This is a genomic window from Shigella flexneri 2a str. 301, assembly GCF_000006925.2.
Classification (GTDB): domain Bacteria; phylum Pseudomonadota; class Gammaproteobacteria; order Enterobacterales; family Enterobacteriaceae; genus ECMA0423.
Window position 1 is genome coordinate 2,054,485 of the sequence record NC_004337.2, and the last position, 20,650, is coordinate 2,075,134.

The window sequence follows — 20,650 nt, forward strand, 5'->3', positions numbered from 1 at the left end:
TCGCAGCTCCAGTGGATTCAGTTTCCAGAACCAGGCAACATTGTAGAGTCGTTTCCGGAGGTGCTTCCCGTCTCCGACTGGGTAAAAAAACGCAGGATCTGCATGCTGGTCTTAAAAATATCCAGTTTTGCCATCTGCGCCGCCGATGAACACGGGATCCCCGCCAGCAACGGGATATATTTCAGTGCCACCTGGCTGTCCAGTTTAATACTGCCTTCACCGGAAATAATGAAAGGAAAACCCAGCGCCTCGATTTCGTCATACGTGGGCTCGCGCAACTCCAGCACATGCAGCATTTCGTTATGCGCTGTCACCGGTTTTTTTAAAACTATTTCTGTAACGTTCATTGCCATTACTGATACCCTCCCTCTTCGCCGTGGAATTCAAGATCTGCCGTGCCTTCTTCGGCATTATGATTAGCCTCTCCGTGCAGCCATGCCGCCGAAAGCACATACACCATGCCGTTTGCCAGCTCAGCGGTAATCGTCATCTGGTCTGAGGTGGTAATTTTGTCGACCGGAAAGTTTTTGGGCACTTTAAACGTGCCCTTAACGTAAGGTGACCGCCAGGTCTCCTTGTAATCCACATCCCCTGCCATGCCGACGATGTCATCCCGGACATTGGTGTTCATCGGCACTTCAATGCCACCTGTCAGCGATAACTGCTGACCATCCACTTTAAAAAAACAGGTTCCGGCGATCTTTGCCATTATGCTGACTCCTCTGAATACTGAAGACGGAACTGGTTAACCACCGCAAAGACACGTAACTGATTAACATAATCCGGCGGGAACAGCGTATTCAGTCGGTTCGGGTTATCTGCATCACGCTCAACTATCAGATACTGTTTAAACAGATCGTAATTTTCCACAATACCGGCACGCTCCATCTGACGATATGTCGCCAGAAGTTCCCCTTTGATAACGGCAGGAGTGACAATCGCCTGCCCCGGACCAAAACGGGTACCATCATTTGCCAGCTTGTGACGTCCGTACTTGCTTGTGATGACCGATTTCAGTTTGCGAAGAACATATGCACTGGTATGCAGAGTTTCACTGTCCAGATAGCTGTTGTCTGCCACGCCATACGCATTCTTTTTGTAGGTGGTTACGGAACGCTGGATCTGCAACGTGCCGCCTTCCACATAAGCCGTCGCCACGCCGTGAGATAAAAGGGTCTGCTGCTCTGTCATGATGAATCGCTTACCTTTCGGTGCCGGAAGCATCCCCACCAGCTCCCCCGTCTGTGTCGGACGGGCAGGATCATTCCGGATAAATACCGCTTCACGGGCAAGGCGACTGGCAACCAGTTCATCGACAGGCGACTGGGTTTCTTTTTCGTAACCGGCAAGCGTGATATGTTGCTGATTATGCATATCTCCGGCACCAACCAGCTCTGACAGCGTTCCCAGTTTTGCGGTATAGACATGCCCGTATAACTGGCGCGCATAACTCCAGCGACCGCTGCTGTCATTCATTTCGGTCATCATCATATTGATGGAGGCGGCATCGTTGAACGGCAGACCGATAAAGTCGAATGCCTCATCGCCCATAGCAGCAACAGCGGCGGTAAGATCAGGCGCTCCGCTACCGGCAGCACCGACTTCCGTCACCACCCGAAGCCCTGCTGGCAAAATCTCACCACCACCAGAACCATAATAATTCAGACAGACCGGTAACTCATTACCATACAGCCCCTTATGACGGGCAGTCAGCGTCACCACGCCTGCATCAGATGACGCCGTAAACGGCAGGGTGATAACCCCGTTTACCGCTTCCTTAATCGCGGTGGCAACCGCAGTGGCATCATCGCCATTCACCACAGGCACCTGTACACGGGAGCGCCCGACATACAGACTCAGGGTGCCGCTTTCCTCTGCTTCTCCGGCAACCGTCACCCTGACCGTCGCCGCCGCCCCTCTGGCTTCCGGTACTGCAATAACATACAGTTCACCGAAAGGATCTGTCTGACGGTAGACTTCCACCATACGCGCCAGCTGGCTCCCCGCCCCACAAATCTGGCGGGCATAATCTGCCGATGGCATCAGCACCAGGCTGTTAACCTCAATGGCTGCATCGTTGCTGGCATGCCCGATCAGTAATGCAGGCGCGCTGGTCACCGCTGTATTTGCCGCAGAATTGTTCATCTCGGCGTAGAACAACGGCACCAGCGTATTCGACGGAACAGTATTAAAACTTATCGTCATGATTTTTTAGCCTTATCCTGTTTAACACGTACCACATCACCCGCCGCTATACGGCGGAACCAGTAGCTGCTTTCTTCCACATTTCGCCCTTCGGAAGGCAAAAGGTCTCCACGGGCAGGGTCAGGAACCGACCGCCCTTTCAGGGGTTTCACAAACATGAGGGACTCTTAATTCTGAGGGAAACGCATTTCCAGATGGTGCTCAATGTCACCATCCGGGCCAGTACCAGGATCGATGTAATCCACATCAATACTCAGCAGGGATAAATCCGGCAGGGCATTCACGTCCTCTGCCTGTCGCGTGTCTTCTTCCGTGATTTCATACTTCGCCGTAAAATCAAACTGGTAATACAGTTCGTAACGGTTCAGATCCAGCAGGGTGCCACCGACATAAACAATCTCGCCCCCTTGCGGGTCCGGCATCCATCCAAGCAGGGCTTTCCAGAGTTCTCTCCGGACATCATGAACGGCGTCATAGGCTGCCCACTGCCCTTTTTCATCACGCTCATTGAGGTGTACTGGCAATAGCGGACACTACCATTTATTCTTTTTTTAAGCAGCCATCTGATGATATTTTTCCCTGAAGGCTGCCGGGGAGATATTCCCCAGACGAGAGTGACGACGCTGACGATTGTAGAAAATCTCAATGTATTCCCGTATTACTGAGATGGCTTCATCCCGGTTATTAAAACGATAGTGGCTCAGGCTCTCATTTTTCAGCGTTCCCCAGAAGCTTTCCATCGGAGCGTTGTCGTAACAGTTACCTTTACGCGACATTGATGTTTTCAGACCAGACTGCTCCTGTATGACCCGGTAATCGTATGCGCAGTACTGTGAACCTCGATCAGAGTGGTGGATTAGCCCGGCAGGTGGGCGCTGGCTCCTGAGCGCCATAAACAGGGCTTTACCTGTCAGCTCTTTTGTCATGCGCTCTCCCATGGCGTAGCCGACAATTTCGCACGTATAAACATCTTTGATGCCAGCGAGGTACAACCATCCCTCCTGTGTGGCAACATACGTCAGGTCCGCCACCCAGACCTGATTTGGTGCTGTAGGAGCGAACGTCTGGTTCAGCAGATTTGGCGCAACTGGCAGATTGTGGTTCGGGTTCGTAGGCGCTCTGAACTTGCGTTTCTGCTTACAGCGTAGCCTCAGCTCCTTACGAAGACATGCCAGTCGGTCACGACCAACGATGATGCCATTCTCTGCCAGCTCCGTCTGGAGCCGCCGGGTTCCATATGTTTCGCGAGTGCGGATATGTGCCACCTTAATCTCCAGTTTTAGCCGCTCATCACTTTGTTTTCTGTCTGAGGGTTCATGCTGTACCCAGTTGTAATAACCGCTCCTGGATACACCAAATACCTGACACATCGCTTCAATGGGAAATTGTTGTCGCCATTGTTCGATTAACGCGTATTTTTCAGCGACTCCTGTGCAAAATACGCTGTTGCTTTTTTTAATATATCTCGCTCAAGGCGAGCTTCATTTAACGCCTTACGCAGTTGCAGAATTTCAGATTCCAGTTCAGCCAGCGTGCGGGAACCAGGAGTACCGAGCCCTTTTCTGGCGGCGGTAACCCATTGTCCTAAAGTGCCTTCAGGAAGGGATAATCGGGAAGCGCCTTCACTGATCGAAAGTTGATTTTCAAGAACCGTTCTGACAGCTTCGGCTTTGAACTCTTTAGAGTAACGTTGGGTTTTTCTGCTCATTATTAGCTCCTTCTGATGCCATTCTATTTCAGGAAGGAGTGTCCGTTAAACTCAGGCTACCTCAAGAGTGTCATCTGCGTGCACCTTTCCTGCCTCCAGAACATAGTCATTCAGCGCTATATACAGAGGACGGAGTTTGTCTGCCATTTCTGATACCCAGCGCACCATGGTATTACGGCTCAGCTCCACGCCCTGTCGCGCGTATATTTCTGACTGGCGATATAAAGGGATATGTTCCATATATTTGCTGACCAGGATCCGTGCAAGTAACCCTGCACTGGCATAACCGCGTTCGATCGGTTTAGGAGGAAGTGGTGCCTGAACGATGACATCACACCGGCTACAGGCCAGTTTGGGACGTATGGTTTCGATAACTTTAAAGGCGGTATTAATGATATCCAGTTGCTCTGAGATTGTTTCCCCCATTTCTTTCAGAACACCTCCACAGGCCGGGCAACTGGTTTCAGCAGGCAGAAGGCGATGTGTCTCCCGGGGAAGTTCTGCCGGCAGCGGTTTTCGTGAAGATTTTCGTCCCGGGGATTCAGGCTTACTGGCGATCGGGTTTTCTGACGGGGGACTGGTGTCAGGTGAATCTGTGACTGACGATGCATCTTCCAGAAGATTTCTGGCTGTGTTCAGCCGGTTTTCCAGTTCCGACAGTCGTTTTTCTGCCTGTCGGATCTGATTTTCAAGCTTATGACGCTTTTTCTCTGAACTCTGGCCGAACAACATACGACGCAACCTGTCGAGTTGCGCTTTCAGCCGTTCAATTTCCTGCTCATAGCCCGCGACCTGACAGGCATACTGTCGAAGCCGACTCTGTTGCTTACGCAACATGGCTTTAAGCAGCTCAATATCATCGGGGAGTTCATTGTTCATTCCCTTGTTTTATCACGGGTTATATCCGGATGCCAGGCCGTTCTGTCCGTTTGGGATGTTGCCACGCGATCCCCTCCAGTAGCATGGATAACTGAGCTGGCGTCAGGTGCACTTTCCCTTCCCGGGTCACCGGCCAGACGAAGCGGCCCCGTTCCAGGAGTTTGGCGAACAGGCATAACCCGTCACGATCGGCCCACAGTATTTTCACCATTTTGCCACTGCGGCCCCGGAAGACGAAGATATGCCCGGAGAACGGGTCATCTTTCAGCGTGTTCTGCACCTTCGAAGCCAGGCCATTGAAGCCACAACGCATATCTGTGATGCCAGCGATGATCCAGATTTTGGTACCGGTCGGCAGCGTTATCATCGGATACCCCCTTTCATTTCGCGGATTAGCGCCCGTAACAGTTCCGGAGTGAGAGGGTCAAACAGTTTTACCACACCTGATTTAAGATGCAGCTCGCACCGTGGGACGTTTCCGGGAGCCCCCTCAGGGCGCTCATCATGCTTGTTACGCCAGAAGGGATTTGTAACTGGTCTGGTCGGCTCCGGCGTATCAGTCAGTGCCACCGGGACAGGCATGCATTCCTGTATGTCATCATCGCTCAGTAAGCCGTCCTCGTACTGGCTTTTCCATTTAAACAGCAGGTTATTATTGATATCGTGTTCTCTGGCGATCCGGGCAACAACAGCCCCAGGCTGTAACGCCTGCTTAGCCAGACGGACCTTAAATTCACGGCTATAGCTGGTTCGCCGTTCTTTTCGCCATGAGCCTTCTCTGATTTGAGGCTCTGTTAATTCCTTCTTTCTGTTGGCATAAAGGATGGCGTCAAGTTGAGCGAATGAAACTGAATCGGGCAATGGCCATGCGATACCGGATGCAAGAAATCGCTGAAAAAGCGTATGTATTGTGGAATGACTGAGACCCAGACGCTGAGCGATGGCCCGGATGGTCAGTTTATCTTCAAATCTTAAACGCAGGGCATCAGGCAAATAAGAACGGAAGCAGGGAATATCTTTTGTTGTCTGGGAATTCATCGTTCGTGTCCATCAATATAGATGGGCGCGATTGTTGCCAGACAGGACAATTTTCACAAGACGTCGCTGATGGGGCGCTTACCGTAATGATGGCGACATTATTCACCTCTCGCAGCCTTACGCTTGTCTTCTCTGATTTTGAAGTACAGATTTGTCAGATAAGTCAGGAAGCCCAGAACCAGACTCCCCAGTACACCAATCGCAGCCCACTGTGACGGACTGACCTGATCAAGCCACTGTAAAAACCAGTAGCCAGCACTGCCTGCGGAGGTGCCGTAGGCAATGCCCGTTGAAATTTTGTCCATGGATTTCATAGCCTCACCTCCGCAAATAACGGATGGCGTAGTTTTACACTGAGAAATGAAAGGGATTTGAAAAGAAAAAACCGCAAAAGCGGGCGAAACGATATATACAATAAGGAAAGCACTCTATCCAACAAACCACTCACAGTTAATCGGAATAAAAGCAGAGTGCTTATGAATGATCGCCTGCCCGAAGGTTAGTATTTCTGCACAGCAATTTTGCAAAAAAAAGCGATCATTCATAACTTAAACGTCTTTCAGTCACTCCGGGATTTCCCATCATCGCAGACTGAAAGACTCTGACTGGAGCGGGCAGCGGGAATCGAACCCGCATCATCAGCTTGGAAGGCTGAGGTAATAGCCATTATACGATGCCCGCATATGGTGCCGACTACCGGAATCGAACTGGTGACCTACTGATTACAAGTCAGTTGCTCTACCTACTGAGCCAAGTCGGCACTGGACCGCCACCGGGGACTCGAACCTCGCACACTCAACTTAAAGGGTTGACGCTCTTTCCTGATGAGCTAGTGGCGGTTGGTGGCCCTTGCTGGATTTGAACCAGCGACCTGGCGATTATGAGTCGCTCGCTCTCACCACTGAGCTAAAGGGCCGGGCGCAGGATAATAACGCTACGAAATCAATGTTGCAAGCATTCAGAAATCACCCTTATCTCCTCCACCAGCGCATTCACCATGTCTATCCGAGATAAGTGGCACAAAAAACCCGCTTGTGGGAGGGTTTTGTTTGCTTTTGCCATCACGTACAAAATCGGCAAAGTATCAGATTTGCATGAATATATGCCTTTCAATCTACTTTTGCAACACTTTGCTTTGAAAATGCCGTCTTTTTTTTGAACGTGTTCTCATTACAAACAATAAAGCCTCACTATCCAGTCGGTGAAAAATGTGTTTCATTGCAACCCAGTGACGAGTAAATGTTTTGGACCAGTTTTTAGTTGTCACTCCCGCCAGTAATGCCAGCTCCTGGTATTCATAACCTTCCCCACCAAAAAGTTCTGCTTTTACTGCCTGCGCCGCCAGCCAGATTAATTTTTTCAGGCGTTCCTGCGTTTTCCCTGCAATTTTTCTGGTACCGGATTGAGCATTAAATTCATTCCACGCCCACTGTGTTATCGCGATCTGATATTCCCAACAAATACTCCCGCTGTAACACCACAACAACCAGGCTTTATAGTGCTCTTCAAGAGACAGAACAGCCCGCCGCCACGATGATGTCGAAAACTCAACCGGACTGACCAGAGGAATTGACGTCCCCTTCGCCAGCGATTGCTTTCCCGGGATTGGTGGATTATCCCGCGTTATCATTTTTCCAGTCACTTCATCGCGGTACCGGATTTTTTTACGCCTGTAACGCCCTGTATCGAACATGGCATTCTCTTGCCAGGCTTCAAGCTGACCTTTTGTTGCCCCACTCAAATCAGCGGTGGCGATAATGAGCTGCTCACGCACAAACTGTAAATACTGGTTATTCATGCGCACCCCAGTTCTGTGATTTTTATCCCCAGCCGCCCACCAGGAACGAGCTGACCGCGCACAATATTGATTTCATCAAACTGCTCGTCGTCTATAAGTAGTCCAGCATGCGTCAGCGCATCCAGCGGTGCCTTCAGGATATTGTCCAGGTCACGACGGCGCTTATCCGGTGGCTCTGCAATAATCTTTATCGCCAGCCTTCCGGACAGGTTTAATTTCAGTCGCTGCTGGCGAACAATTAGCGCCACATCACGGCGATAACGCTCACCGGCTTTTGATACAAAATATGTGCTGCCACGACGTCGCCAGTAGGTGTTCACCGTTGGCGGGTAAGGCAAAACAAATTCTATGCGTTCGGTCATTTATGCTTTCCACTTCAGAACACCCGAATTTCTCGCGTGCATTAAAAAACGAATCAGCAACAACAACTGACTACCGTGTTTTTCTTCAAAATCTTTTACCCCGGCGTGTAGTTCGTTATGGCATTTACGACACAGCGGAATAACAAACAAATCGTCAGCCTTTGTTCCCATCCCTCCCAGTCCATGACCAATGATGTGGTGCGGATCATCTGCCTGATTGCCACACGTCATGCATTTCTGCGTTTTTACCCAGCGCGTGTATACAGGCATCTCTTCCCGTTGTGGTTTCTGGCGCTGGAGATACTGAGCCGGAGATTCCGGATCAACGGCAATGCTGACCACCGTCTCTTCCTGTGGTGGATTCTGTTGCTGGTGGGCGTGAGGCAGCGGCGCAAGATTTTTTGTGCGCTGCTTCAGTATGCTGGTGGCGGTCTGCTCTCCCGGCACGATGTCGCTTTCACGGTACATTGAGCGGATTTTTTCCGCACGCAACCCCAGCGAACGACGTAATACCGCTTCCGGTAGCGCGTCCGCCACCTGATTGCGGACCGCCCACCAGGATAATTCAGCCAGAGATAATTCACGCTCCTGCGTACCGCTTATTGCGTGACCGATGACGTCAATCATCCATGCTGACAGGTTTTGATGAGCAAGTTGCTCGAGTGATTCGGATGTCTGGTCACGCAGCTGGTTGTCGCAGTGCCAGCACAATACCATTGCGCCGGTACCATAACGGTGAATGACGGTTTCGCTGTGATGATAATCGCCGTGTGGCCACTGGCAGGATTTAATATGGCGCAACAGCCAGTCAGACAATGCGCCAGCACCACCAGCAGCACGAATCACCCGTGCGTTACTGAAAAACGGCAGCAATGTTTTGTCTTCCACTAGCGGCTGGCGAACGGCAGGAACGACCCCGGACGGCAGATTACGCATGCTTTTCGGTTCCGGCTCCACCAGTACCCGGGTATTGTGGAATACCGGCATGGATTCACGACCGGGCTTAAGGACCACCAGCCCGAGTTCCGGAACCAGAACAGGTCGAAGTAATACCCGCACATTACCTCCAGATCCGTTGCTGGAATGTGCAGGACGGACGCGGTGGCCGTTCGGAATAAGGGAGCCTGACGAAGATTATCCAGTGACGATAATCGAGACTGAGGGCTTTCTTAATCTCGTATCCGTGTCTGCGGTAGCGCTGAATCAGCCATTCAGCCTGTTCTTCGGTGCAGGGGTCGTGCTGATACCCGTCAGATTTGAATGCATGAGAACGCCGCCCGTGCCTGCTGGCAGGGGCGGCAGAGTTATCCGAATTGTAAAATTTGGTATCGTGCGCCATCTGTTTTCTCTGCTGGCGCAGCAGGTGCCAGTTGTTCAGGCTGACGGATGGATTGTAAACCAGAACGACCAGAAAAAACAAAACCCGCCGAAGCGGGTTAAGTGCGGGTGCGTTGAGGATGCCTGACACATCAGCGGTGGCGAGGGATTTCTCCCCCGCCGGGTCTCTTACTCCTCAGGTTCGTAAGCTGTGAAGACAGCGACCTCCGTCTGGCCGGTTCGGATTCGTACCTCGCAGAGGTCTTTCCTCGTTACCAGTGCCGTCACTATGACGGTTAAACAGATGACGATAAGGGCGATTAACATCGCCTTTTGCTGCTTCATAGCCTGCTTCTCCTTGCCTTTCGGCACGTAAGAGGCTAACCTACATGTGTTCAGCATGGATTGAGCCTCAGATTAATGTTAAGCGTCTTGCAGGACGCGTAATGTTAACTGGGGCTTTTCTCTATCTGCCTTTTGGTGTTCATGCCTGAGACAGATAGCCTCAAGCACCCGCAGTCATTCTACTTAACTAAGATTTCCCTGCAAACCGTTTTTGTCCGGCACAGTAAATATCCAACTAAACCAATAGCGTTCGCTGTATTTACCGCCAGTATTCAATGCACATGACCGCCATGAACACCCCTAAAAAAAGGGCATTTATATGTCCAAACATTAATATCAAAACATCAATTTTTTCCATATACCTTGCTGTGAAGATGATGGGCATACATGATGCGAACAACCAGAACGCAACAAACAAAAACTGCAATGCGTTTTTCATTATTCCCCCTACAATCAATGTGCAATAACATTTAAACACACCTCAATTTGGCCGGACATATAAATATCTAAACCAGAAAAAATCACTTACATAGCGTTACAAACTCTTTAGTCTAAATACTCATCGTAAAACATTCCCCATACTTATCAGTCCGTTCCGCGCCAGGTAGCTTATTGCCTTATCTGGCAACCTATAATCAGGTTTCCGCTTTTTCAGTTGGCTGGTCGTTTAACCGACATAGTTAACCCATTAATCTGGTTGCCGGATGCTGGTGGATTTTCGCGTTTTAATTGTTCATAAAAGTGCACAGCTTTAACCAGTTCTTCTGATGTAACCGGGACTGGTGGGGCAGTGAATAAGGCCTGAATTTCATAGTTCGGCCTGTCGTTACAATCCTCTTTTTTCGGTACATATTTCCAGTCACCAACCCACAACTCCCCCTGAGAGTCCATAACACCTTTTTTCACGTAGCGATATCGCCACGCTATCGGCTCTGCTTCCAGCGATGCCCGTGCAATTTTGAATAACTCGCCCTCTACTCGCGCCATCCCTGAATTGGGGTGGCATTTCGTAATCGCTATTTTTAATTTGGCTTCTTCGATTAATTGTTCTTTTGTTAATTCAGTCATTTTCATTACCGCCCTGGTAATGCTGCCACCAGCGAAAATGGTTAATGGAAAACGGGCTTCCGTTCTATACCAATCGTAGTGGCAAACCGATTGTCAGCCGGGATCTATTTACCTGCAATAAAACTTTACCACCACGCGAGGTAGAGCCGAATTTTGGTGCGATCTGATGGGAAGACGAAGGAAAAATCCTGAACACGAAAAATTACCTCCAAATGTATACCCAAATAAATATAGTTATGTATGGAAACCAACATCCAGAGAATCTGTAACACTAACCGCCATCAAGGATGGTTTAGCTGCTTTATGGAAAAAGTATGAGGAAACTGTAAATAATCGCGATCGTGCAATGACATTCGGTCGCTTGTGGGAAAAATTCCTCGCCAGCGCCTATTACAGTGACCTCAGTCCAAGAACACAAAAAGATTATCTGCAACATCAAAAAAAGTTGCTTGCCGTATTCGGTAAGGTGCCGGCAGATTCCATAAAACCAGAACACATCCGTCGATACATGGACAAGAGAGGGGAACAGAGTAAAACGCAAGCCAACCATGAAAAAAGCAGTATGTCCCGCGTTTACAGTTGGGGGTATGAGCGAGGGTACGTGAAGGCTAACCCATGTGCAGGTGTAAGTAAATTCAAGGCCAAAAACCGCGAACGATATGTAACCGACAAAGAATACCAGGCAGTATTAAGCGTTGCACCTCTTCCTGTTTTTATCGCAATGGAAATTGCCTATCTGTGTGCAGCGAGGGTTTCCGATGTGTTATCGCTGAAATGGGAGCAGATTGGAAACGACGGGATCTTTATCCAGCAAGGGAAAACAGGAAAAAAACAGATAAAAGCATGGAGTCCACGATTACAGGCGGCGATCGAAAAAGCAAAACAGTTACCAACATCCGCCTATGTAATCAGCAATCAATACGGCAACCGATATATGTACAAAGGCTTTAACGAAATGTGGGTAGAAGCAAGAAATCGCGCAGGCAAAATTTCAGGTATTTTAACCGACTTCACCTTTCATGATCTGAAGGCGAAAGGAATTTCAGACTATGAAGGAAGCAGTCGGGATAAGCAACTTTTCTCTGGTCACAAAACCGAGGGGCAAGTGCTAATCTATGACAGGAAGGTTAAAGTTTCACCGACACTTGATGTCCCGTTACCTGAAAATATTCCAAGAAAATATTCCAAGTAATTCCAAGTGTGATTTTTGTCACTGACTTAATGATGTATAAGTGATTGAATTTTGGCGGAGAGAGGGGGATTTGAACCCCCGGTGGAGTTGCCCCCACTCCGGTTTTCGAGACCGGTCCGTTCAGCCGCTCCGGCATCTCTCCGTTCAGATGGTTGCCATGATGCCAGGAAATTTGGCATTTTAACAGTCCCTGTCCGTGCAATTTTGTTCAAGTGACGAGTTTGCGAGCAAAACGATGATTAAGTGGCCCTGGAAAGTACAAGAATCAGCACATCAAACTGCCCTTCCCTGGCAGGAAGCACTATCGATCCCCCTTTTAACGTGTCTGACAGAACAGGAACAAAGCAAATTGGTCGCTCTTGCCGAACGTTTTTTACAGCAAAAACGGCTTGTTCCTTTACAGGGCTTTGAGCTGAATTCATTAAGAAGCTGCCGGATAGCACTTCTATTTTGCCTGCCCGTTCTGGAGTTAGGACTGGAATGGCTGGATGGTTTTCATGAAGTCTTAATTTATCCTGCGCCATTTGTGGTCGATGATGAATGGGAAGACGATATCGGTCTGGTGCATAACCAACGTATTGTTCAGTCAGGTCAGAGCTGGCAGCAAGGGCCTATCGTTTTGAACTGGTTGGATATACAAGATTCTTTTGATGCTTCTGGTTTTAACCTGATTATTCATGAAGTCGCTCATAAGCTGGACACCCGTAACGGCGATCGCGCCAGCGGAGTTCCCTTTATTTCGTTGCGTGAGGTTGCTGGCTGGGAACACGATCTTCATGCTGCAATGAACAACATTCAGGAAGAAATCGAATTAGTTGGTGAGAATGCGGCGAGCATTGATGCTTATGCTGCCAGTGATCCTGCTGAATGTTTTGCCGTACTTTCTGAATATTTCTTTAGCGCCCCAGAACTTTTTGCTCCTCGTTTCCCTTCATTGTGGCAACGTTTCTGTCAATTTTATCAACAAGATCCTTTGCAGAGACTGCATCACGCTAATGATACAGACTCGTTTTCAGCGACGAATGTTCATTAATTAACAACTTTGAAGATTAATTAACCAATTGAAATGGCTTATGAAATTTAGTGTTGACAGACAAGGTACCGCTAAGTAATATGCGCCCCGTTCTCACGATTCCTCTGTAGTTCAGTCGGTAGAACGGGGGACTGTTAATCCGTATGTCACTGGTTCGAGTCCAGTCAGAGGAGCCAATTTTCTGTTTTCATGCATCCTTGCGAATCTTTATCTGATGTTGATTCAACAGGTTAGTGTGAAAACTCTTCTCGGTGCATTTTGATTTTACCCTACGCATCGGGAAAAATTGGTGGTCAAATCTGGGATCAGGTTAGTTCGATAATGGAGTGACCCCCATATATCCCTTACCGACGCAAAAATCCGCACCCTCAAGCCTTCTGATAAACCCTTTAAAGTCTCCGATTCTCACGGTCTGTATCTGCTGGTCAAGCCGGGTGGCTCCCGCCACTGGTATCTCAAATACCGTATTAGCGGTAAAGAATCCCGCATTGCGCTGGGTGCCTATCCAGCCATCTCCCTGTCTGATGCGCGACAGCAACGTGAAGGTATCCGTAAAATGCTGGCGCTGAATATCAACCCGGTACAGCAGCGGGCTGCTGAACGTGGCTCACGAACACCGGAGAAAGTTTTTAAAAACATGGCGCTGGCGTGACATAAAAGTAACAGGAAATGGTCGCAGAACACCGCCGACCGTCTGCTTGCCAGCCTGAACAATCACATCTTTCCGGTCATCGGGAACCTACCTGTATCAGAACTTAAACCCCGTCATTTCATTGACCTGCTGAAAGGGATCGAGGAAAAAGGTCTGCTGGAGGTTGCGTCCCGCACACGGCAGCACCTGAGTAACATAATGCGCCATGCGGTCCATCAGGAGTTAATCGATACGAACCCTGCAGCAAACCTTGGCGGCGTGACCACACCTCCTGTCAGACGGCACTATCCTGCCCTGCCGCTGGAGCGGCTGCCTGAACTGCTTGAACGTATTGGGGCATATCATCAGGGCCGTGAACTGACCCGGCATGCCGTTCTGCTGATGCTGCATGGTTCATTCGCTCCAGTGAACTGCGTTTCGCCCGCTGGTCAGAGATTGATTTCACAAACCGAGTCTGGACGATACCCGCGACGCGAGAACCCATTATTGGCGTGCGTTATTCCGGCCGCGGGGCAAAAATGCGAATGCCGCATATCGTCCCCCTCTCAGAACAGTCCATCGCCATTCTGAAACAGATTAAGGATATCACCGGTAATAATGAACTGATCTTCCCCGGCGACCATAACCCGTATAAGCCAATGTGTGAAAACACGGTCAATAAGGCACTGCGGGTGATGGGTTACGACACGAAAAAGGATATCTGCGGTCACGGCTTCCGGGCAATGGCATGCAGTGCGCTGATGGAATCGGGTTTATGGGCAAAGGACGCAGTAGAACGCCAGATGAGTCATCAGGAGCGCAATACCGTGCGCATGGCTTATATTCATAAGGCAGAGCACCTGGAAGCCCGCAAAGCGATGATGCAGTGGTGGTCGGATTATCTGGAAGCATGCCGAGAATCTTATGCACCGCCTTATACAATTGGTAAAAATAAGTTTATCCCATAGTATACTAACGAATCCCACACTCTGGCAAATTACCACCACCTCTACAGGAGGTGGTTCTATATAGACTTTTATCAACTTCATGACGAAAAACACCTATTCTGAAGTGGTCAACAAAAACTGGCCACCGAGTTAGAGTTTTTCCAGTATCGATTTTCCGATTCGTTTGGGGGTAACCCACCGTTATATTCGTGCGGTCTTAGTGCACTGTAATATCCAACGATATAGTCCGTTATGGCGTGAGCTGCCTCGCTGAAGCTTACGTAACCCACCACCGGCATCCATTCGTTCTTCAGACTCCTGAAGAAGCGTTCCATTGGGCTGTTATCCCAGCAGTTTCCGCGCCGGCTCATACTCTGTCTGATCTGGTATCGCCACAATAACTGCCGGAACTGCCTGCTCGTATAATGACTGCCCTGATCGCTGTGGAACATCACCCCGCCGGGCTTACCACGGGTTTCCCATGCCATTTCCAGCGCTTTCATGGTGAGCCTGCTGTCCGGCGAGAACGACATGGCCCAGCCCACTGGTTTTCTTGCGAACAGGTCGAGAACAACGGCGAGGTACGCCCAGCGCTTACCCGTCCAGATATAGGTCACATCACCGCACCACACCTGATTTGGCTCGGTCACGGCGAACTGCCTTTCAAGGTAGTTAGGGATAGCAACATGTTCATGACCACCACGTTTATACCGGTGAGTCGGCTGCTGACAGCTGACCAGCCCCAGCTCTTTCATGAGCCTGCCAGCAAGCCAGCGTCCCATCTGGTAGCCTCTCCGGGTTGCCATTGTGGCGATGCTTCTTGCTCCGGCCGAACCGTGGCTGATGCCATGTAGCTCAAGTACCTGACTGCGTAATACAGCCCGTCTGCCGTCTGGTTTTTCAGGACGGTTTTTCCAGTATCTGTAGCTGCTGCGATGAACCCCGAACACATGGCAGAGTGTGACCACAGGATAATGCGCTCTGAGTTTCCCGATTATCGAGAACTGTTCAGGGAGTCTGACATCAAGAGCGCGGTAGCCTTTTTTAATATTTCATTCTCCATTTCAATGCGTTGTAGCTTTTTCCTGAGCTCACGGATTTCAATTTGTTCCGGGGTAATGGGGGAGGCTTTTGGTGTTTTGCCCTGACGCTCATCACGCAGTTGTTTGACCCATCTTGTCATTGTGGAAAGGCCAACATCCATAGCTTTGGCGGCATCTGCCACCGTGTATTTCTGGTCAACAACCAGTTGAGCGGATTCGCGTTTAAACTCTGCGCTAAAATTTCTTTTTTTCATTGGAGCACCTGTGTTGTTCTGAGGTGAGCATATCACCTCTGTTCAGGTGGCCAAATTCAGTGTGCCACTTCAGGTACTGGGAGCATTGTGGGTGCGCAATGGCATGGAGGAGTCCGCGGAATTTGAACAACAGCAACATAATCAAGCGGCCGCGAAAAAACGCATCCCGGTTATCGAAGCTCTGTTACGACATCCCGGTGCTTTCCTGAAGATTATTGCACTACGACTGTGCGAGTTGCTGACGATGTACATTGTTACTGCCTTTGCACTTAATTATTCAACCCAGAATATGGGGTTACCGCGCGAACTTTTCCTTAATATTGGTTTGCTGGTAGGTGGATTAAGCTGCCTGACAATTCCCTGTTTTGCCTGGCTTGCCGATCGTTTTGGTCGGCGCAGGGTTTATATCACAGGCGCGTTGATCGGAACGTTGAGCGCATTTCCTTTCTTTATGGCGCTTGAAGCACAATCTATTTTCTGGATAGTTTTCTTCTCCATAATGCTGGCAAACATTGCGCATGACATGGTGGTGTGTGTGCAACAACCGATGTTTACCGAAATGTGAGGTAGCCTGAGTTTAACGGACACTCCTTCCTGAAATAGAATGGCATCAGAAGGAGCTAATAATGAGCAGAAAAACCCGACGTTACTCTAAAGAGTTCAAAGCCGAAGCTGTCAGAACGGTTCTTGAAAATCAACTTTCGATCAGTGAAGACGCTTCCCGATTATTCCTTCCTGAAGGCACTTTAGGACAATGGGTTACCGCCGCCAGAAAAGGGCTCGGTACTCCTGGTTCCCGCACGCTGGCTGAACTGGAATCTGAAATTCTGCAACTGCGTAAGGCGTTAAATGAAGCTCGCCTTGAGCGAGATATATTAAAAAAAGCAACAGCGTATTTTGCACAGGAGTCGCTGAAAAATACGCGTTAATCGAACAATGGCGACAACAATTTCCCATTGAAGCGATGTGTCAGGTATTTGGTGTATCCAGGAGCGGTTATTACAACTGGGTACAGCATGAACCCTCAGACAGAAAACAAAGTGATGAGCGGCTAAAACTGGAGATTAAGGTGGCACATATCCGCACTCGCGAAACATATGGAACCCGGCGGCTCCAGACGGAGCTGGCAGAGAATGGCATCATCGTTGGTCGTGACCGACTGGCATGTCTTCGTAAGGAGCTGAGGCTACGCTGTAAGCAGAAACGCAAGTTCAGAGCGACTACGAACCCGAACCACAATCTGCCAGTTGCGCCAAATCTGCTGAACCAGACGTTCGCTCCTACAGCACCAAATCAGGTCTGGGTGGCGGACCTGACGTATGTTGCTGGCATCAAAGATGTTTATACGTGCGAAATTGTCGGCTACGCCATGGGAGAGCGCATGACAAAAGAGCTGACAGGTAAAGCCCTGTTTATGGCGCTCAGGAGCCAGCGCCCACCTGCCGGGCTAATCCACCACTCTGATCGAGGTTCACAGTACTGCGCATACGATTACCGGGTCATACAGGAGCAGTCTGGTCTGAAAACATCAATGTCGCGTAAAGGTAACTGTTACGACAACGCTCCGATGGAAAGCTTCTGGGGAACGCTGAAAAATGAGAGCCTGAGCCACTATCGTTTTAATAACCGGGATGAAGCCATCTCAGTAATACGGGAATACATTGAGATTTTCTACAATCGTCAGCGTCGTCACTCTCGTCTGGGGAATATCTCCCCGGCAGCCTTCAGGGAAAAATATCATCAGATGGCTGCTTAAAAAAAGAATAAATGGTAGTGTCCGCTATTGCCAGTACACCTCAATGTTTGGTGCCAGTTATCGCTACAGTGGTGCTGGAGTCGGTTATCAGGTTGCCAGTGTGGTTGGCGGTGGATTTACACCTTTTATTGCCGCTGCACTCATCACTTACTTTGCCGGGAACTGGCATAGCATCGCCATTTATTTGCTGGCTGGATGCCTGATTTCTGCAATGACCGCTTTATTGATGAAAGACAATCAACGCTCGTGATAGCCTGGCGAAGATCATCCGATCTTCGCCTTATACTTTTGTTTCACATTCCTGTGACATACTATCGGATGTGCGGTAATTGTATGGAACAGGAGACACACATGAATAATAAGGGCTCCGGTCTGACCCCAGCTCAGGCACTGGATAAACTCGACGCGCTGTATGAGCAATCTGTAGTTGCTTTACGCAACGCCATTGGCAAATATATTACAATTGGCGAATTACCTGATGAAAACGCCCGTAAACAAGGTCTTTTTGTCTATCCATCACTGACCGTAACCTGGGACGGTAGCACAACAAATCCCCCCAAAACGCGCGCATTTGGTCGTTTTACTCACGCAGGCAGCTACACCACCACGATTACTCGCCCTACTCTCTTTCGTTCGTATCTGAATGAGCAACTAACGTTGCTTTATCAGGATTATGGTGCGCATATCTCTGTGCAACCCTCGCAACATGAAATCCCTTATCCTTATGTCATCGATGGCTCTGAATTGACACTTGATCGCTCAATGAGCGCTGATTTAACTCGCTACTTCCCGACAACAGAACTGGCGCAAATCGGCGATGAAACTGCAGACGGCATTTATCATCCAACGGAATTCTCCCCGCTATCGCATTTTGATGCGCGCCGCGTCGATTTTTCCCTCGCACGGTTGCGCCATTATACCGGTACGCCAGTAGAACATTTTCAACCGTTCGTCTTGTTTACCAACTACACACGTTATGTGGATGAATTCGTTCGTTGGGGATGCAGCCAGATCCTCGATCCTGATAGTCCCTACATTGCCCTTTCTTGTGCTGGCGGGAACTGGATCACTGCCGAAACCGAAGCGCCAGAAGAAGCCATTTCCGACCTTGCATGGAAAAAACACCAGATGCCAGCATGGCATTTAATTACCGCTGATGGTCAGGGTATTACTCTGGTGAATATTGGCGTGGGACCGTCCAATGCTAAAACCATCTGCGATCATCTGGCAGTGCTACGCCCGGATATCTGGTTGATGATTGGTCACTGTGGCGGATTACGTGAAAGCCAGGCCATTGGAGATTATGTCCTTGCACACGCTTATTTACGCGATGACCACGTTCTTGATGCGGTTCTGCCGCCCGATATACCTATTCCGAGCATTGCTGAAGTGCAACGTGCGCTTTATGACGCTACCAAGTTAGTCAGCGGCAGGCCTGGTGAGGAAGTCAAACAGCGGCTGCGTACAGGTACTGTGGTAACCACAGATGACAGGAACTGGGAGTTACGTTACTCAGCTTCTGCACTTCGTTTTAACTTAAGCCGGGCCGTAGCAATTGATATGGAAAGTGCAACCATTGCCGCGCAAGGATATCGTTTCCGCGTGCCATACGGGACACTACTGTGTGTTTCAGATAAACCGTTACATGGTGAGATTAAGCTTCCCGGCCAGGCTAACCGTTTTTATGAAGGCGCTATTTCCGAACACCTGCAAATTGGCATTCGGGCGATCGATTTGCTGCGCGCAGAAGGCGACCGACTGCATTCACGTAAATTACGAACCTTTAATGAGCCGCCGTTCCGATAATAAGTTATGAACCTTCTTATCAGAAATAGATGTGAAGGATTAAGTAAGACATCTGGCAAATAGCCTGCAATAAACGCGGGCTGCTTGCTTCCTTGGGCAGATGCGAGTTTTATTATCGTCTTAATGATTTCCACATATTAAAAGCAAGTATGCTTTCAAAACACAATTATAAAAAATCCCGCCAACAACATTAGTTTTTATAAAATTAAATATAAGATTATGGCTTTAGAATATTTTTATTTCTAATAGACGAGATTTTTCCTGTTATGATATAATATGCCGAATTAACACATGTTAACGATTTACCAGTAATGTAAATAAATTTTCGAGGAGATCATTCCAGTGGGACGTAAATGGGCCAATATTGTTGCTAAAAAAACGGCTAAAGACGGTGCAACGTCTAAAATTTATGCAAAATTCGGTGTAGAAATCTATGCTGCTGCCAAACAAGGTGAACCCGATCCAGAATTAAACACATCTTTAAAATTCGTTATTGAACGTGCAAAGCAGGCACAAGTTCCAAAGCACGTTATTGATAAAGCAATTGATAAAGCCAAAGGCGGCGGAGATGAAACGTTCGTACAGGGACGTTATGAAGGCTTTGGTCCTAATGGCTCAATGATTATTGCTGAGACATTGACTTCAAATGTTAACCGTACGATTGCTAACGTTCGCACAATTTTCAATAAAAAAGGCGGCAATATCGGAGCGGCAGGTTCTGTCAGCTATATGTTTGACAATACGGGTGTGATTGTATTTAAAGGAACAGACCCTGACCATATTTTTGAAATTTTGCTTGAAGCTGAAGTTGATGTTCGTGATGTAACTGAAGAAGAAGGTAATATTGTTATTTATACTGAACCTGCTGACCTTCATAAAGGAATCGCGGCGCTAAAAGCAGCTGGAATCACTGAGTTCTCAACAACAGAATTAGAAATGATTGCTCAATCTGAAGTTGAGCTTTCCCCAGAAGATTTAGAAATCTTTGAAGGGCTTGTTGATGCCCTTGAAGATGACGACGATGTACAAAAAGTTTATCATAACGTCGCAAATCTCTAATTATATTTTAAAGAAATCTGTCTTTATGGCAGATTTCTTTAATCTCATATAATTCTTATAAAAAATATAATATTTAACTCGTCATATTGCTTATAAAAAATCCCCGTCCCCAGAGAAATAATATTTATTAAAATGGCAGGTCTTCTTTTTCTGATTACCGAAGACAAAGTGGCAATTACGTATAGTTTCCCGATAAAGACGCGACAGCT

At 48.6% G+C, this 20,650-nt stretch carries 23 protein-coding genes, 6 tRNA genes, 1 pseudogene and 7 other annotated features (1 of these 37 cut by a window edge); of the genes and pseudogenes, 8 read left to right on the forward strand and 22 right to left on the reverse strand.

Features of this window, described 5'->3' with window-relative positions:
• Positions 1–14,647, forward strand: a sequence feature (ipaH island IV) (it extends 8,232 nt beyond the left edge of the window).
• The 16 genes from SF2029 to SF2042 form a co-directional block, all read right to left on the reverse strand.
• Positions 18–353 (reverse strand): bacteriophage protein, encoded by a 336-nt coding sequence (locus tag SF2029; protein NP_707865.1) that lies wholly within the window; start codon positions 351–353, stop codon positions 18–20. (Overlaps the previous feature by 336 nt.)
• A complete protein-coding gene (locus SF2030) occupies positions 353–709 on the reverse strand; it encodes a bacteriophage protein (RefSeq protein NP_707866.1) in 357 nt (118 codons plus the stop codon). The genes SF2029 and SF2030 overlap by 1 nt, the downstream gene beginning before the upstream one ends.
• Entirely contained in the window at positions 709–2,205 is a 1,497-nt protein-coding gene (locus SF2031) for a sheath protein (protein ID NP_707867.1), read from the reverse strand. The genes SF2030 and SF2031 overlap by 1 nt, the downstream gene beginning before the upstream one ends.
• Positions 2,714–3,977, reverse strand: a mobile genetic element.
• Positions 2,757–3,575 (reverse strand): insertion sequence element IS600 protein, encoded by an 819-nt coding sequence (locus SF2033; RefSeq protein NP_707869.1) that lies wholly within the window; start codon positions 3,573–3,575, stop codon positions 2,757–2,759. Its footprint overlaps the feature before it by 819 nt.
• Positions 3,611–3,913: an insertion sequence element IS600 transposase gene (locus SF2034; protein NP_707870.1), complete on the reverse strand. Its 303-nt coding sequence runs from the start codon at positions 3,911–3,913 to the stop codon at positions 3,611–3,613.
• Positions 3,979–5,912, forward strand: a mobile genetic element (partial).
• Complete coding sequence (locus SF2036) at positions 4,812–5,159, reverse strand: insertion sequence element ISSfl4 ORF2 (protein ID NP_707872.1); 348 nt, start codon at positions 5,157–5,159, stop codon at positions 4,812–4,814. It overlaps the preceding feature by 348 nt.
• The gene (locus tag SF2037) at positions 5,156–5,830 is read right to left on the reverse strand and encodes an insertion sequence element ISSfl4 transposase (protein NP_707873.1); all 675 of its coding nucleotides are present in this window, start codon (positions 5,828–5,830) and stop codon (positions 5,156–5,158) included. The genes SF2036 and SF2037 overlap by 4 nt, the downstream gene beginning before the upstream one ends.
• Positions 5,929–6,144 (reverse strand): lysis protein S, encoded by a 216-nt coding sequence (locus SF2038; protein NP_707874.1) that lies wholly within the window; start codon positions 6,142–6,144, stop codon positions 5,929–5,931.
• Positions 6,437–6,511 (reverse strand) — tRNA-Gly (locus SF4477).
• A tRNA-Thr gene (locus tag SF4478) sits at positions 6,515–6,590 on the reverse strand.
• Positions 6,593–6,669: transfer RNA gene (locus tag SF4479), tRNA-Lys, on the reverse strand.
• Positions 6,671–6,746 (reverse strand) — tRNA-Met (locus tag SF4480).
• Positions 6,945–7,628: a Q antiterminator of prophage gene (locus SF2039; RefSeq protein NP_707875.2), complete on the reverse strand. Its 684-nt coding sequence runs from the start codon at positions 7,626–7,628 to the stop codon at positions 6,945–6,947.
• Positions 7,625–7,990 carry a crossover junction endodeoxyribonuclease gene (locus tag SF2040; RefSeq protein ID NP_707876.1) on the reverse strand — a complete coding sequence of 122 codons (366 nt, stop codon included), beginning with the start codon at positions 7,988–7,990 and terminating at the stop codon, positions 7,625–7,627. Before SF2040 ends, SF2039 begins: the two co-directional genes overlap by 4 nt.
• Positions 7,991–8,977 carry a bacteriophage protein gene (locus SF2041; protein ID NP_707877.2) on the reverse strand — a complete coding sequence of 329 codons (987 nt, stop codon included), beginning with the start codon at positions 8,975–8,977 and terminating at the stop codon, positions 7,991–7,993.
• Positions 9,051–9,329, reverse strand: coding sequence for a hypothetical protein (locus SF2042; protein NP_707878.1), 279 nt, complete (start codon positions 9,327–9,329; stop codon positions 9,051–9,053).
• Between SF2042 and SF2042a the strand changes: the two genes are divergently transcribed.
• Positions 9,132–9,455, forward strand: coding sequence for a hypothetical protein (locus tag SF2042a; RefSeq protein YP_008439261.1), 324 nt, complete (start codon positions 9,132–9,134; stop codon positions 9,453–9,455). The genes SF2042 and SF2042a overlap by 198 nt on opposite strands.
• Here the strand turns inward: SF2042a and SF2042b are convergent.
• The 4 genes from SF2042b to SF4481 form a co-directional block, all read right to left on the reverse strand.
• Positions 9,497–9,709 carry a regulatory protein gene (locus SF2042b; RefSeq protein YP_008439262.1) on the reverse strand — a complete coding sequence of 71 codons (213 nt, stop codon included), beginning with the start codon at positions 9,707–9,709 and terminating at the stop codon, positions 9,497–9,499.
• A complete protein-coding gene (locus SF2042c; RefSeq protein YP_008439263.1) occupies positions 9,912–10,130 on the reverse strand; it encodes a membrane protein in 219 nt (72 codons plus the stop codon).
• Positions 10,304–10,639, reverse strand: coding sequence for a bacteriophage protein (locus tag SF2043; RefSeq protein NP_707879.2), 336 nt, complete (start codon positions 10,637–10,639; stop codon positions 10,304–10,306).
• Positions 11,965–12,054, reverse strand: a tRNA-Ser gene (locus tag SF4481).
• Here SF4481 and SF2045 point away from each other — a divergent pair.
• The 3 genes and pseudogenes from SF2045 (at position 12,109) to SF2046 (ending at position 14,544) form a co-directional block, all read left to right on the forward strand.
• The gene (locus SF2045; RefSeq protein ID NP_707881.1) at positions 12,109–12,945 is read left to right on the forward strand and encodes a DgsA anti-repressor MtfA; all 837 of its coding nucleotides are present in this window, start codon (positions 12,109–12,111) and stop codon (positions 12,943–12,945) included.
• A tRNA-Asn gene (locus SF4482) sits at positions 13,046–13,121 on the forward strand.
• A pseudogene (locus tag SF2046) lies at positions 13,502–14,544 on the forward strand.
• Positions 14,644–15,892, reverse strand: a mobile genetic element.
• Here SF2046 and SF2048 read toward each other — a convergent pair.
• Positions 14,652–15,491 carry an insertion sequence element IS911 integrase core domain-containing protein gene (locus SF2048; protein ID NP_707884.1) on the reverse strand — a complete coding sequence of 280 codons (840 nt, stop codon included), beginning with the start codon at positions 15,489–15,491 and terminating at the stop codon, positions 14,652–14,654. (Overlaps the previous feature by 840 nt.)
• Positions 15,518–15,856, reverse strand: a complete 339-nt coding sequence (locus tag SF2049; protein NP_707885.1) for an insertion sequence element IS911 transposase InsN — start codon at positions 15,854–15,856, stop codon at positions 15,518–15,520. It lies within the feature at positions 14,644–15,892.
• Positions 15,893–17,820: a sequence feature ('Similar to Escherichia coli K12 transport protein, shikimate gi: 1788292 (439 aa). BLAST with identity of 97% in 643 aa. This CDS has been disrupted by insertion. The sequence has been checked and is believed to be correct.'), on the forward strand.
• Positions 16,383–17,146 (forward strand) — a mobile genetic element (partial). It overlaps the preceding feature by 764 nt.
• Here SF2049 and SF2051 point away from each other — a divergent pair.
• The 4 genes from SF2051 (at position 16,447) to SF2054 (ending at position 20,441) form a co-directional block, all read left to right on the forward strand.
• Positions 16,447–16,749, forward strand: coding sequence for an insertion sequence element IS600 transposase (locus tag SF2051; protein ID NP_707886.1), 303 nt, complete (start codon positions 16,447–16,449; stop codon positions 16,747–16,749). It overlaps the preceding feature by 303 nt.
• Complete coding sequence (locus tag SF2052; protein NP_707887.1) at positions 16,785–17,576, forward strand: insertion sequence element IS600 protein; 792 nt, start codon at positions 16,785–16,787, stop codon at positions 17,574–17,576.
• Positions 17,145–17,619 (forward strand) — a mobile genetic element (partial). Its footprint overlaps the gene before it by 432 nt.
• A gap of 107 nt (positions 17,821–17,927) precedes the next feature.
• On the forward strand, positions 17,928–19,382 hold the full coding sequence (gene amn, locus SF2053) for an AMP nucleosidase (RefSeq protein ID NP_707888.2): 1,455 nt from the start codon (positions 17,928–17,930) through the stop codon (positions 19,380–19,382).
• Between the two features lie 342 nt (positions 19,383–19,724).
• Positions 19,725–20,441, forward strand: a complete 717-nt coding sequence (locus SF2054; RefSeq protein ID NP_707889.1) for a hypothetical protein — start codon at positions 19,725–19,727, stop codon at positions 20,439–20,441.
• The last annotated feature ends 209 nt before the right edge of the window (positions 20,442–20,650 follow it).